Source organism: Streptomyces sp. NPDC048434 (assembly GCF_043200375.1).
In the GTDB taxonomy this organism is placed as follows: domain Bacteria; phylum Actinomycetota; class Actinomycetes; order Streptomycetales; family Streptomycetaceae; genus Streptomyces.
The window spans coordinates 315,036-327,556 of the sequence record NZ_JBICXQ010000002.1 but is presented as its reverse complement, the minus strand read 5'-3'; the positions used below and the strand labels follow the sequence as shown (position 1 = coordinate 327,556).

Genomic DNA, 12,521 nt, shown 5'->3' with positions numbered 1-12,521 from the left:
CCTTCGTACGGTGCCTGCGGCGGGGACCGGGGCGTCCGCGCCGCTGGTCGGGCGCGTTTCCCGGGGGTGCTGTCAGCTTTCCGTGGCGGGCGGGGGCCCAGCGGTGTCCTGATGGCCAACGTTTGAAAGAATCGGGTCATGCATCGCGTCGGTGTTCTCGCCCTGGACGGTGTCGTCCCCTTCGAGCTCGGGATCCCCGCGCGGATCTTCGGCGCCGCGCACAGCGCTGCCGGTGAGCCCCTCTACTCCGTGGTCACCTGCAGTCCGGACGGGCGCCCGGTGCGCGCCGAGGCCGACTACGACATCGCGGTCGCCGAGGACGCCTCCGTACTCGCGAGCGTGGACACCGTCGTCATCCCGCCGTCCCACGCGCTGGGCACGATCGTCGAGGACGGCCGGCTGCCCGATGAACTGCGCAAGGTGCTGGAGTACGTACGACCCGGCACCCGGATGGTGGCCATCTGCACCGGTTCGTTCGTCCTGGCCGCCGCCGGGCTGCTCGATCACCGGCCGGCCACCACGCACTGGCGGGAGGCCGGGCAGCTGCAGCGCCTCTTCACGACCGTCCGTGTCGACCCCAATGTGCTCTTCGTCGACGACGGCGATGTCCTCACCTCTGCCGGAGCCGCCGCCGGTGTGGACCTGTGTGTGCACATCGTGCGCCGTGACCACGGCAGCGCCGTCGCCAATGACGTGGCCCGCTCGTGTGTGGTGCCGCCCTGGCGGGACGGCGGTCAGGCCCAGTTCATCCGGCTGCCCGTCCCCGAACCCTCGGCGGGCGGCACCGCGGCCACCCGCGCCTGGGCCCTGGAGCGTCTCGGCGACCCGCTCACCCTGAGCGCCCTCGCCGCGCACGCCCGGGTCAGCGTGCGCACCCTCACCCGGCGCTTCCGCGACGAGGTCGGTATGAGCCCAGGTCAGTGGCTCGCCGTCCAGCGCATCGAACGCGCCCGGCAGCTGCTGGAATCCACGGACTGGCCCATCGACCTCGTCGCCCATCACGCGGGCTTCGGCACCGGCACCTCCCTGCGCCAGCATCTGCACGGTGCGGTGGGGGTGTCACCGCAGGCGTACCGGCGGACGTTCCGGAGTGCTGCGGCGCTGACCGCCTGACGGCACCGGAATGGGCCAGGCGGCGGGCGGGTCGCGCCCTTTGACCTTCAGGTTGGTCGAAGCTCCACCATCGTGTACATGGACGAGACCGAAGAGCTGTTGACCATCGGCACGTTTGCGCGCCGGGTGGGGCTCGCGCCGAGTGCCCTGCGGTTCTACGACGACTGCGGGGTGCTGCGGCCCGCGCGGGTGGATGCCGTGACGGGATACCGCCGCTAGGGGGCGGGGCAGGCGGCGCGGGCGGTGAAGCTGCGGCAGTTGCGTGCGGCGGGGCTGCCGCTGGTGGACGTCGCGGTCGTGCTGGACGGGCCCGGGGATGCGGCGCGGAACGTACTGCGGACCGACGCGTACGGCTGCGGTCCGCGCTGCACATGCTGCATGCGGCGCGCCGGCTGCCGGCGGACGAGCAGAGCGAACTGGGCGCGTTGACCGGGGCGGAAGCGCTGCGGTGATGCGGCGAGGATGGGGCCCGGCCGAACCGGATCCGCTGTTGAGGAGCGCCATGACCATCGGACAGTCCACGGAGTCCCACGAGCCCGGGCCGGCCGGCCACGGGCCGGGAGCGGTGGCTACGCCTGAAGAGCCCACGGAGCTGTTGCCGCAGACGCGGCGGGCGTTGCTGCGCCGGCTGGCGGTCGGGCAGGCCGAGGGGCGGGCGCCCTCCATGACGGGCGCGGTGGTCCGCGGGGGACAGGCGGTGTGGACGGCGGCCCGGGGCTCGGTGGAGGGGGCGGTGCCGCACCGCGATGTGCAGTACCGGATCGGCTCGCTGACCAAGACCTTTGTCGCCGTGCTGGTGCTGAGGCTGCGGGACGAGGGGCTGCTGCGGCTGGAGGACCCGGTCGGCAGGCATCTGGACGGGACTCCGGTGCCGGACGCGACGATCGCTCAACTGCTGGCGCACAGCTCGGGGCTGGCGGCCGAGCCACAAGGGCCGTGGTGGGAGCGGACCGCCGGCACACTGCGGCCCTATCCGGCCGACCTCTTCGGTGAGCGGCCGCAGCGGCTCCCCGCCGGACGGCGGCACCATTACTCCAACCTTGGCTACGCGCTGCTCGGCGCGCTGGTCGAACGGCTGCGAGGCGGTACCCCGTGGGGTGAGGTGCTGCGGAGCGAGGTGCTGGAACGGCTGGGCATGGGGCGTACGACGCTGCGGCCGGAGAGGCCGCACGCGAGTGGCTGGGCGGTCCACCCGTGGGCCGACGCCGTGCTGCCGGAGCCGGCCGAGGACACCGGTCTGATGGGCCCGGCGGGGCAGTTGTGGTCGACGCTCGCGGACCTGTGCCGGTGGGCGGGGTTTCTGCTGCGGGGCGACGAGCGGGTGCTCGGTGCGGCGAGTCTGGCCGAGATGCGGACACCGGCCGTACCGCCGGAGGGGAATGCGTGGGATGCGGGGTACGGACTGGGTGTTCAGCTCGTACGGCGCGAAGGGCGGTTGCTGGCCGGGCACGTCGGTTCGATGCCCGGGTTTCTGGCGGCATTGTGGACCGATCCCGAGGAGGACGTGGCCGGGGTCGTGCTCGCCAACTGCACCTCGGGCCCGGCGGTCGCGGCCCTCGCCGCCGATCTCACCGGGATCGTGAGCGAGCATGAGCCCCGGATCCCCGAGCCCTGGCGTCCGCTGTCCGGGCCGCTGGATCCGGAACTGCTGGCGCTGACCGGGCCCTGGTACTGGGGCGCGAACCCGCATGCACTGCGGCTACGGAGTGAGCGCGAGCTGGAGCTCACACCGCTGTCCGGGTCGGGGCGGGCCTCGCGGTTCCGGGCCGAGAAGGACGGTACTTGGACGGGGCTGGACGGCTATTACGCGGGCGAGACGCTGCGAGTGGTGCGCGAGCCGGACGGTTCGGTCAGCCATCTGGATCTCGGCACCTTCGTGTTCACCCGCGGGCCGTACGAGCCGTCGGAACCGGTGCCCGGTGGGGTGGATCCGGAGGGCTGGAGGGCGTGAGGCCCGTACGGGCGGGGGCCTAGGGAGCGGACGTACAGTCGAACCAGATGTCAGGAGCCGCGCCGAGTCGGCTCGCTACCGCTGGAAGGCCCTGTGACTGCCGTGTCTGACCCGACCGCGAACGCCGCCGCCCCGGACCTGCTCGACCTGCCGCCGCTCACTGCGGCCCACTTCGCGCGGATCGAGGACAAGGTCGCCGCCCTGATGCACACCCGCTGCGATGTGGTGGCGATGCAGGGCGAGGCGCTGCTGCCCCTGGAGGCCTGTATCCGCTCGGCCGTGGGGCCCGGCAGCACCGCGCTCAACATCATCACCGGCCCGTACGGCGAGACGTTCGGCGGCTGGCTGCGCTCCTGCGGCGCAGAGGTGGTCACCATCACCGCACCGTTCACGGGTGCGGTCGACCCGGGGCAGGTGGCCGATGCGCTGCAGGAGCACCCCGAGATCGACTTTGTGAGCCTGGTGCACGCGGAGGCGGCCACCGGCAACACCAACCCCGTTGCCGAGATCGGCGCGGTGGTGCGGGAGCACGGCGCGCTGCTGATGCTGGACGCGGTCGCATCGGTGGGCGCCGAGCCGCTGCTCACCGACGAGTGGGGCGTGGACCTGTGTGTGATCGGCGGACAGAAGGCAATGGCGGGACCTGCCGGGGTGTCGGCGGTGTCGGTCAGCGCCCGTGCGTGGGAGCGGATCGCTGCCAACGAGCAGGCGCCGCGGCGCTCGTACCTCTCGCTGCTGGACTGGAAGGAGCGCTGGATCGACGGCGGACGCACGGCGCTGCCGCACGCACCGGCGCAACTGGAGATGCTCGCGCTGGAGCAGGCCGCGGACCGTATCGACGCCGAGGGTCTGGATGCCGTCATCACCCGGCACCGGGCGGCGGCCGCGGCCACCAGGGCCGGTGTGCGGGCGCTGGGCGGGCTTGTTCCGTACGTCGTGCGCGACGAGGACGCGGCGCCGGCCGCCACGACGCTACGTGCGCCTGAGGGAGTGGACGCCCGGGAGATCGTGACCGCGGCGCTCGCGATGGACGCAGCGGTGCCGGTGCAGGCCGCGGCGGGCGCGCTGGCCAAGGAGATGATCCGGGTGAATCACTATGGCCGCGCCGCCGACCGGACGGTGGTCACGGCCTCGCTGGCGGCACTGGCGGGCGGACTGCGTGCGCTGGGTGTGTCCGTGGACGCCGAGGCTGCGGATCTGGCGGCGGGCGCCGCGTGGGATGCGGTGGTTGCACGCTGAGGCGAACCGGCGCCCGGCTGTAGGGCGAGTCGTCGTGGTGGGGTCGTGTTTCACGTGAAACGCGACCCCACACGTGCGTCGGGACGCGGCGTCGTTTCACGTGAAACGCCCATGCCCGCGGATGAGCCCTCGATGGCTCGGTGTTCTCCAATTTCCTTTACCTGCAGCGGAGTTGGGCGCTGTTGGCGGACGGCGAACGAGGTTCCGTGCATCGAGGGAGGCGGCGTCGGCGACAGTGCGGCAGGCGGTGATCTCGTCTGTCGCCTGTCAGGAGCAGTCCGGTGGCGTGCCCGGGACTCCGGAGGCAGGCTGGACGCGGAAGACGCCTTGGGCGCCGTCGCTCGCGGGCCTCAGCGCAGCGGGGTCGGTCACGCCGACGGCTCGTATGTCTGCACCGAGGTCGGCCGCCGGCCGGTTTCCCCGGCCGCCGCGTCGCTGAGGCGTTGAACGATCATGCTGGAACCCTCCCATAGAATCGGAACGAGCGACCCGTTTGAAAAGACGGAACACGCGCACCGGGTGACGACGTTTCTCAGGAGGTCCGGCGGTGATCGAGGGCGGTGTCACGCGCTCCCGTGCGGATGCGCGGCGCAACAGGGCGCTGGTGCTCCAGGCGGCTCGATTCGCCTTCGAGGAGCGGGGGTTGGGGGTTCCGCTGGGAGAGATCGCGCGCCGTGCGGGCGTCGGTGCGGGCACGGTCTACCGCCATTTTCCGTCCAAGGAAGCCCTGTTCAGGGCGACGATCGTGGAGCGGATCGAGCTTTTCACCGACACCGCCAAGGACTTGGCCGAGGCACCGGACCCCGGCGCGGTGTTCTTTCGCTTCCTCTCCTCCGTGGTGCGGCTCGCGTCACGGAACAAGGCGTTGTGTGACGCGCTGGAGGCGGCCGGCGCGGGCCGTTTCGAGCCGTCGCCGGGGGTCGGGCAGGACTTCGACGATGCGCTGGAGGTCCTGCTCGGGAGGGCCCAAGAGGCAGATGCCGTACGGCAGGACGTCGGGATAACGGACCTCAGGGCCCTGCTGGTGGGCTGCCTTTCGATGGAGCGGGCCACGGCGGGAACCGGCGCGGCGGCCGAGCGGTCGGGCCGGATGACGGCGCTGATGTGTGATGCGCTGCGGCCGCCGCACGCCGTGACGAAACTCCCGGTGGAGTTGGAGAAACGTCACGCAACGCGGTGTGAGGCATGTGGCGCGGCCATCGCGACGGCGCGCACGGGCCGGCCCGCACGCTACTGCGGTGGTGCCTGCCGGCAGAGGGCGCATCGGACGCGGGGACGTACGCGGCAGACGTGATCGGGTGAGGCCGTGCGCCGGCCGCCGCGTCTCTCAGAGCTGGAGCTTGAAGCCCAGGTGGGAGGCCTCGAACCCGAGGCGCTCGTAGAAGCGGTGCGCGTCGATGCGGGTCGCGTCCGAGGTGAGCTGCACCATCTGGCAGCCGAGTGTGCGCGATTCCGCGATCGCCCACTCGATGAGCTGGGTGCCGAGGCCGCTGCCGCGCTCGTCGCGGTGGACCCGGACCGCCTCGATGATCGCGCGGGTGGCACCCCGCCGGGACAGGCCGGGGATGACCGTGAGCTGAAGCGTGCCGACCGTCCGCCCCTCGCGGACCGCCACGATCTGGTGCTGATGCGGGTCGGCGGCCAGTGTCTCGAACGCGGCTCGGTAGGGAGCCAGATCGTCCGGTGATTCGCGGGCGGCACCCAACGAGTCGTCGGCGAGCATCGCGATGATGGCGGGCAGGTCGGCCTCGGTCGCGCGGCGTATCTCGATATCGCTCATGGGCGCGACCTTATGCCGTGCGACTGCAGAGGCCGCAGGCAGGCGGCCGTGCCGCGTGCCGCCCGTTCAGCGGTTGGCATGAGCTCGCGCCGCCGGCGTCACTCCGGCGGCGCGAGCGTCTCGACGGCGGTGACCAGCGGCGCCAGCTCGGGGCGCTGTGCGGCGTCCTGGAGGGCTTCGCGCAGCGCCCCGTCGTGGGTGGGCCGGGCCTCCACCAGGAGCGCGAGGCCATCGAGCGTCACGTTGGTGTAGATGCCGCGCCGGTCGTCGGGGCACAGATAGCGCGAGAGCAGCCCCCGCTCCTCGAGCCGCGTGACCAGGCGGGTCGTGGCGCTCTGGCTGAGGACGACGGAGTCCGCGACCTGGTGCATCCGCAGATGGCCGCCGGGACCGTCGTGCTGCTCGCTGAGCACATTGAGGACCGAGAACTCGCGGACGCTGAGCTCGTGCCCGGTCTGCAGGGCACGTTCGATGTGGGACTCGATGCGGCTGTGCAGCGCGGAGAGCGCGCACCAGCCCTGCGCGAGTCCTGGGGCGGGTGCCGGCGGGCAGCCGGGAGCGGCCGGTGCTGAAGGCTGCGGTGCCTCCACCATCTCCTGCGTCTCCTGCTTCTCCCGCGTCTGCTGCGTCATCGACGACCTCCTCAAGGGCGCACCTCATGGGCGCACCACCCAGGATAGGACACCCGCGAAATATCCAGCGCTTGCAATTAACCGCGTCTGCAATTATTGTCGACGCTTGTAAGGGATGGACGCAATCATTTGAAGGGATCCGTCATGCCTCTCGCACTCCTGGCCCTCGCCATCGGTGCCTTTGGGATCGGAACGACCGAGTTCGCGGTCATGGGCCTGCTGCCCGACATGGCGGCAGGCTTCGGTGTCTCCATCCCGCTCGCCGGATACGCGACCACCGTCTACGCCCTCGGCGTGGTCATCGGGGCGCCACTGATGACCGCCGTCGGCACGCGCTTCACCCGCAAGCAGATGCTGATGCTGCTGATGGGCCTGTTCATCGTGGGCAACCTGCTCACGGCCATCGCGCCCAACTTCGGGATCATGCTCGCCGGGCGGATCGTGGCCGCGTTCACGCACGGCGCGTTCTTCGGCATCGGCGCGCTCGTCGCCGCCGACCTCGTCGCGCCGGAGAAGCGCGCCACCGCCATCTCGCTGATGTTCAGCGGCCTGACCATCGCCAATGTCGTGGGCGTACCGGCCGGCACCATGCTCAGCCAGCAGTCCGACTGGCGCACTACCTTCTACGCCATTACCGCGCTCGGTGTGATCGGCCTGCTGGGCATCGTCAAGCTGGTCCCCGCGCAGCGGGCGAAGGCGGCCTCTCCCCTGGGCAGCGAACTCGCGGTGTTCCGCAACCCGCAGGTCGGTCTCGCGATGCTGATGACGATCCTGGGCTTCGGCGGTGTCTTCGCGGCCGTCACCTACCTCGCCTCGATGATGACCGAGGTCACCGGCTTCGCGCCGTCCTCCGTGATCTGGCTGACGGCCATCTTCGGCCTCGGCATGGTCGGCGGAAACCTGATCTCCGGTCGCTTCACCGACCGCGCCATGATGCCGATGCTGTTCGTGTCGATGACCGGTCTGGCGCTGTCGCTGGCGGCGTTCAACTTCACCGCGCACAACAAGACCGCCGCCATCGTCACCATCGCGCTGATCGGCATCTTCGGCTTCGCCACCGTTCCGCCGCTGCAGAAGCGGGTGATGGACCAGGCGGCCTCGGCGCCCACCCTCGCCTCGGCCGGCAATATCGCGGCCTTCAACTTCGGCAATGCGCTGGCCGCTTGGCTCGGCGGGATCGTCATCTCGGCCGGCCTCGGCTACACCGCGCCCAACTGGGTCGGTGCGCTGATGACCGTCGCGGCGCTGGGGGTGGCGATATTCGCCTCCGTTCTGGAGCGGCGTCAGACGAGCCGTGGCCGCGTGGTGGCCGCCGGCGGAGCCACCGCGGCTGCCGACGAGCCCATAGCGGCGGCGCACGGCTGAGGTATCCGGCCGTACCGCGCCCCCCGGGCCATCTGCGCTACGAGCATCACCGGCCACCGAGAACCAACCAGCGCAAGACGCACCACCAGCACCACTTCACCCCCAAGGAAGACTCCTCATGAGCCCCACCACCCCTGACACGCTCACCCTCACCGTCCGTCCCCTCACCACACGCGACGCCGAGGGCCTCATCGACGCCGCCGTCCGTGCCGCCGAGGGCCTCGGGGTCCGGGGCAGCGTCACCGTTCTGGATGCGGGCGGGCATCTGCTCGGCTTCCGGCGGGACGACGCGGCCGTGCTGATCTCGGGGGAGACCAGCACCCGCAAGGCGTACACGGCACTGCAGTTGGACGCCCCGACCGCTGACCTGGTCGAGCTCGTACGGCCCGACGGGCTGTTCCACACCCTGCCCACGGCGTTGGACCGGCCGCTGCTGTTCCTCGCGGGCGGTGTGCCGCTCCACCGGGACGGCCGGCTGATCGGCGCGCTCGGCTTCGGCGGCGGTGCCCCCGAACAGGACCACCGGATCGTCACCGGGGCGACAGCGGAGGCCGGCCTCGCCTGACGGCGCCCGGCCCTGGGGCGTGTCCGCAAAGTCCCGCCCGGCCTGTGGGCGAACGACGGGACCTTGCGGACACGCCCTAGCGGATGCCCGCGCCCTTGATGCCGCTCCTTCGCGACCGGCCGGCGCGGGCCTCGGCCGACTGCGCCTCGCGCAGTCGGCTGCCGCGTTGGGTGAGTCCCCAGGGCTTGAGGACGGAGATCGCGGTGATGAAGAGGTAGGTGGCCGTGGCGACCGCGGGCGCGACGACGAGGTTGATGTCCGGGGTCGGGGTGCCCGCGGCGGCCTCGGCGGCGAGCTGGTTGATGCCGGGGCGGAGTGAGAAGACCGACAGCAGCACGGTGATGAGCGTCAGCCAGAACTTGACGTAGACCCAGCGGTGCCTGGCCAGCCCCCAGGCGGTGCGCAGCGACAGCACCAGTCCGCTGACCAGCGAGACCAGGGCGACGGGGAGGACCAGCCAGTCACCGAAGATCTTCATGGCCCGGTAGGCGACGCCGGCCATGTCGGGGGAGCCGGTCGTGTAGCCGGTGATGCTGAGCGTGAGCAGCCCGACGGTGAGACCGAGCCAGCTGACGGAGACGGCGACGTGCAGGACGAGGAGGGCCCGGCGGGCGGGTCGGCTGAGCTGCTGCATGGTTTCCACGGTGGCGCTCCGTGCCCCGCGGTACATCTGCCGGCGGGAGTATCCGCGCGTACGCGGGCTTGAGTACGTCCCGAAGTGCGGTGCCCGCCACCCCCGGTCCCCGGGCGACCGCCCGTACGGGCCGGTCGCCCGCTCTCCCGGTACCGGGAACCGTGCCCCGCTCGCACCCTCGTACGGTCCCGCTCTCGCCTGCCGGCCCCGGGCCTCCTAGGCTCCGGGGCATGGGCAAGCTGCATCTGTTCGACATGGACGGGACTCTGCTCCATGGGTCCGCGGCCGCCATGGAGATCTCCCGACAGCTCGGGCTGGACCGGGAGATCGCCGAGCTGGAACGCGGATTTGCCGCGGGTGAACTGACTCCCCCGCAGTTCGCGCAGCGGGCATGCGATCTATGGGGCGCAGAGTTGACCGAACTCACGGTGGCCGCGGCTTTTGACGGCGCGCCCTGGCTGACCGGTATCCGGGAAGTCTGGGCGGATATCCGGGCGCGCGGCGAACAGTGCGCGGTGATTTCTCTCTCGCCGGGCTTCTTCGTCGAACGGCTGCTGGCCTGGGGCGCCGACGCAGCGCACGGTTCCCGTTGGCCCGTGTTGCCGATCCGGGAGGCGGTGGATCCGGCCGGCATCCTCTCGTCGGCGGCGAAGGTACGGATCGCGGATGAACTCTGTGTGCAGTACGGGCTGACCCGAGCCGACTGTGTGGCATACGGCGACTCCATGTCGGACACCGAACTGTTCGCGGCAGTTCCGCAGTCGGTGGCCGTGAATGCGGATCACCATGTCAGTGGGCTGGCCTCATATGCGTACGCGGGCGGTGATCTGCGTGAGGCATACGCACTGGTGCGTACTGGCCAGTAATTCCGAAGTTTCTCCGGCGGATTCGTCCGCTGTGTGCGCTGAAAATGCAGTCTGTGGGGAGGATCACTGTTATTGGCGGGGCCGCGCGGAGTGTTCCAAGATCAGGGCTTGTGGTTTCAACTGCTGCCGGTATGGTCGAGTCCGGCTTGGCGGAGGTAGGGGTTCCGCGGGTGCGCGAAGGACGAGCTCAAAGCTCGTCAGCCTAGCGGCGAAGCGGCCCTCGGCACCCGGACTTCCGACTATTTGTCCGATGTGATGAGCAGGAGCGACATGCTGCTGACGCGGCATCTGATCCGCATTGTCGCAAGGGAGTGAGATTTGTCCGCTTTGGAGGGTGTTGCCGGAATCGCTTGAGTCGATGAAGAATTCCGGGGCAGGGCGGGGGAATTCCGGGCAGTTCCGATCCACGGAAGTGCGAAGACAACCGAAAGACGTTCGAGGCGAGGCAGACCATGGACGCTCCGACCACCACGTCGGCCGATAGCGGTTCTTCCGGCGGGAGCAGTGGCGATTGGGGTTGGTTCACTCCGCCGGCGAAGAAGTCCTCCGGAGAACAGCAGGAGCGGCAAAACAGCCAGGACCGGCAGCAGAACCAGGACGTCCCGGCGGAACCGGACGACCGGAGTGAACACCGCGACCGCGGCGACCGCAGAGACCACCATGAGTGGAACGAGAGAGATGAACGGAACGACCGGGAACAGATACCCAGTCGGCCGGTCAATCCGATCCGGCCGGTAGGCACCGCCGCCACGCGTGAACGCGAGACGGAGCCGTCGCAGGTTCCTCCGTCGCGGCACGAAGCGGGCCGGCCGTCCGCGGCAGCCGGCTATCCCGAGCAGCCCGCCGCGGCTGCTTACTCCGGGCAGCCCGCCGCAGCCCCCGGGTACGCCGCCCCGGCCTCCGCACCGCCGCGCCGCGAGGCCGAGCCCGCCTGGGGTGGTGAGCCGCCCGCGGACCGCCCCTCGGACCGGGAGCGCGAACCCGTCCGGGGCCGGGAGCCCGAGCCCGTACACGAATCGGCGCGCGCCACGCGAGCGCCCGAGGGAAGTGCTCCCACCGGCGCCGCTCCTGCCACGGAACCGGCCGCCCAGAATCAGGCTCCCGCCCCCGCGCCCTCCGCCTTCACCCCCAAGGCGCGTCCCACCGCCCCCGCCCCGGAGCCCTCTCTCGGCGCTCTGCAAGCCTCGGCCTCTTCCGCAACACCTGCCTCCCCCGACGCGATCCTCATCCGTCGAACCATGGCGGAAATCGAGCCCGTGGCCGACAAGGTCACCTCGTACTTCTACGCGCTGCTCTTCGTCCAGTACCCCGATCTGCGGGCGCTGTTTCCCGCCTCGATGGACACCCAGCGCGACCGGCTGTTCAAGGCGCTGCTCACCGCCGCCCAGCACGTCGACGACGCCGATGTGCTCACCGCCTACCTCGCGAACCTCGGCCGTGGGCACCGCAAATACGGCACCCAGCCCGACCACTACCCGGCGGTCGGCGAATGCCTGCTCAACGCGCTCGCGCGCTATGCGACGTCCAGTTGGGGACCGGAGGCCCAGGCCGCATGGGTGCGGGCCTACACCGCGATCTCGCAGATCATGATCGATGCAGCTGCCGAGGACGAGGCCGTCGCGCCCGCCTGGTGGCAGGCCGAGGTCGTCTCACACGAGCTGCGTACGCCCGATATCGCGGTGGTGCTGGTCCGCCCGGACCAGCCCTACCCGTTCCTCGCGGGGCAGTACGCCAGCGTGGAAACCCCCTGGTGGCCACGGGTCTGGCGGCACTACTCCTTCGCCTCCGCACCGCGTTCCGACGGCCTGCTCTCCTTCCACGTCAAGGCGGTCCCGGCCGGCTGGGTCTCCAACGCGATGGTCCACCGCGCCCGCCCCGGCGATGTCATCCGGCTCGGTGCCCCCGGCGGCTCGATGACGGTCGACCACAGCACGCGCAGCGGTCTGCTGTGCGTCGGCGGCGGCACCGGCATCGCCCCCATCAAGGCGCTGGTGGAGGACGTCGCGGAACACGGCGTCCGGCGCCCCGTCGAGGTGTTCTACGGCGCCCGCAGCGACCACGACCTCTACGACCTCGACACCATGCTGCGCCTGGAACAGACCCACCCCTGGCTCTCCGTCCGTCCCGTCGTCGCCAACGGACCCGCGGCCCGCGGCGGAACGAGCAGCGAAACCGGTCAACTCCCGGACGCAGTGCGGCAATATGGGCCATTCCGGGAATACGACGCGTATCTTTCCGGGCCGCCGGGGTTGATCCGCAGCGGTGTGGACGCTTTGGTGGGGGTCGGCATCCCGACCGAGCGCATCCGGCACGACTCCGTGGCAGAGCTGGTCTCGGCAGGAGATTGAGGTCTTGGCAGCACAGGTCGAATTCGGT

At 70.9% G+C, this 12,521-nt stretch carries 12 protein-coding genes; 9 read left to right on the top strand and 3 right to left on the bottom strand.

Translation table 11 applies throughout. The annotated features are described in order from the left end of the window. The first annotated feature begins 138 nt into the window (after positions 1-138). The 5 genes from ACGFWI_RS03780 to ACGFWI_RS03760 all read left to right on the top strand — a co-directional run bounded on the left by ACGFWI_RS03780 (position 139) and on the right by ACGFWI_RS03760 (position 5,597). Positions 139-1,113, top strand: coding sequence for a GlxA family transcriptional regulator (locus tag ACGFWI_RS03780; protein WP_393904273.1), 975 nt, complete (start codon positions 139-141; stop codon positions 1,111-1,113). A gap of 78 nt (positions 1,114-1,191) precedes the next feature. Then, a complete protein-coding gene (locus tag ACGFWI_RS03775; protein ID WP_393904272.1) occupies positions 1,192-1,332 on the top strand; it encodes a MerR family DNA-binding transcriptional regulator in 141 nt (46 codons plus the stop codon). A 283-nt stretch (positions 1,333-1,615) separates the two neighbouring features. Beyond that, on the top strand, positions 1,616-3,064 hold the full coding sequence (locus tag ACGFWI_RS03770; RefSeq protein ID WP_393904271.1) for a serine hydrolase domain-containing protein: 1,449 nt from the start codon (positions 1,616-1,618) through the stop codon (positions 3,062-3,064). A 102-nt stretch (positions 3,065-3,166) separates the two neighbouring features. Beyond that, positions 3,167-4,303 carry a pyridoxal-phosphate-dependent aminotransferase family protein gene (locus ACGFWI_RS03765; protein WP_393904366.1) on the top strand — a complete coding sequence of 379 codons (1,137 nt, stop codon included), beginning with the start codon at positions 3,167-3,169 and terminating at the stop codon, positions 4,301-4,303. Positions 4,304-4,850: 547 nt separating this feature from the next. After that, positions 4,851-5,597: a TetR/AcrR family transcriptional regulator gene (locus ACGFWI_RS03760; RefSeq protein ID WP_393904270.1), complete on the top strand. Its 747-nt coding sequence runs from the start codon at positions 4,851-4,853 to the stop codon at positions 5,595-5,597. Positions 5,598-5,630: 33 nt separating this feature from the next. Here ACGFWI_RS03760 and ACGFWI_RS03755 read toward each other — a convergent pair whose 3' ends face one another. Next, positions 5,631-6,083, bottom strand: coding sequence for a GNAT family N-acetyltransferase (locus ACGFWI_RS03755; RefSeq protein WP_393904269.1), 453 nt, complete (start codon positions 6,081-6,083; stop codon positions 5,631-5,633). Between the two features lie 98 nt (positions 6,084-6,181). Next, positions 6,182-6,715: a MarR family winged helix-turn-helix transcriptional regulator gene (locus tag ACGFWI_RS03750; protein WP_393904268.1), complete on the bottom strand. Its 534-nt coding sequence runs from the start codon at positions 6,713-6,715 to the stop codon at positions 6,182-6,184. Between the two features lie 144 nt (positions 6,716-6,859). On the opposite strand from ACGFWI_RS03750, the gene ACGFWI_RS03745 reads away from it, so the two are divergent. Both ACGFWI_RS03745 and ACGFWI_RS03740 read left to right on the top strand, forming a co-directional pair. Beyond that, positions 6,860-8,080 (top strand): MFS transporter, encoded by a 1,221-nt coding sequence (locus ACGFWI_RS03745; protein WP_393904267.1) that lies wholly within the window; start codon positions 6,860-6,862, stop codon positions 8,078-8,080. 118 nt (positions 8,081-8,198) lie between these two features. Beyond that, a complete protein-coding gene (locus ACGFWI_RS03740) occupies positions 8,199-8,645 on the top strand; it encodes a heme-binding protein (protein ID WP_393904266.1) in 447 nt (148 codons plus the stop codon). 76 nt (positions 8,646-8,721) lie between these two features. Here the strand turns inward: ACGFWI_RS03740 and ACGFWI_RS03735 are convergent, their stop codons facing one another. Next, positions 8,722-9,279 carry a DUF2269 domain-containing protein gene (locus ACGFWI_RS03735; RefSeq protein WP_393904365.1) on the bottom strand — a complete coding sequence of 186 codons (558 nt, stop codon included), beginning with the start codon at positions 9,277-9,279 and terminating at the stop codon, positions 8,722-8,724. Positions 9,280-9,509: 230 nt separating this feature from the next. Here ACGFWI_RS03735 and ACGFWI_RS03730 point away from each other — a divergent pair, with 230 nt between their 5' ends. Further along, complete coding sequence (locus ACGFWI_RS03730) at positions 9,510-10,145, top strand: HAD family hydrolase (RefSeq protein WP_393904265.1); 636 nt, start codon at positions 9,510-9,512, stop codon at positions 10,143-10,145. A gap of 452 nt (positions 10,146-10,597) precedes the next feature. Then, positions 10,598-12,493, top strand: a complete 1,896-nt coding sequence (locus ACGFWI_RS03725; RefSeq protein WP_393904264.1) for a globin domain-containing protein — start codon at positions 10,598-10,600, stop codon at positions 12,491-12,493. Positions 12,494-12,521 lie beyond the last annotated feature (28 nt).

Bases quoted from the DNA above. Each gene is read 5' to 3' on its own strand.
- ACGFWI_RS03755 (WP_393904269.1), bottom strand. From the start codon at position 6,083: ATGAGCGATATCGAGATACGCCGCGCGACCGAGGCCGACCTGCCCGCC.
- ACGFWI_RS03735 (WP_393904365.1), bottom strand. From the start codon at position 9,279: ATGCAGCAGCTCAGCCGACCCGCCCGCCGGGCCCTCCTCGTCCTGCAC.
- ACGFWI_RS03780 (WP_393904273.1), top strand. From the start codon at position 139: ATGCATCGCGTCGGTGTTCTCGCCCTGGACGGTGTCGTCCCCTTCGAG.
- ACGFWI_RS03775 (WP_393904272.1), top strand. From the start codon at position 1,192: ATGGACGAGACCGAAGAGCTGTTGACCATCGGCACGTTTGCGCGCCGG.
- ACGFWI_RS03745 (WP_393904267.1), top strand. From the start codon at position 6,860: ATGCCTCTCGCACTCCTGGCCCTCGCCATCGGTGCCTTTGGGATCGGA.
- ACGFWI_RS03770 (WP_393904271.1), top strand. From the start codon at position 1,616: ATGACCATCGGACAGTCCACGGAGTCCCACGAGCCCGGGCCGGCCGGC.
- ACGFWI_RS03725 (WP_393904264.1), top strand. From the start codon at position 10,598: ATGGACGCTCCGACCACCACGTCGGCCGATAGCGGTTCTTCCGGCGGG.
- ACGFWI_RS03750 (WP_393904268.1), bottom strand. From the start codon at position 6,715: ATGACGCAGCAGACGCGGGAGAAGCAGGAGACGCAGGAGATGGTGGAG.
- ACGFWI_RS03740 (WP_393904266.1), top strand. From the start codon at position 8,199: ATGAGCCCCACCACCCCTGACACGCTCACCCTCACCGTCCGTCCCCTC.
- ACGFWI_RS03730 (WP_393904265.1), top strand. From the start codon at position 9,510: ATGGGCAAGCTGCATCTGTTCGACATGGACGGGACTCTGCTCCATGGG.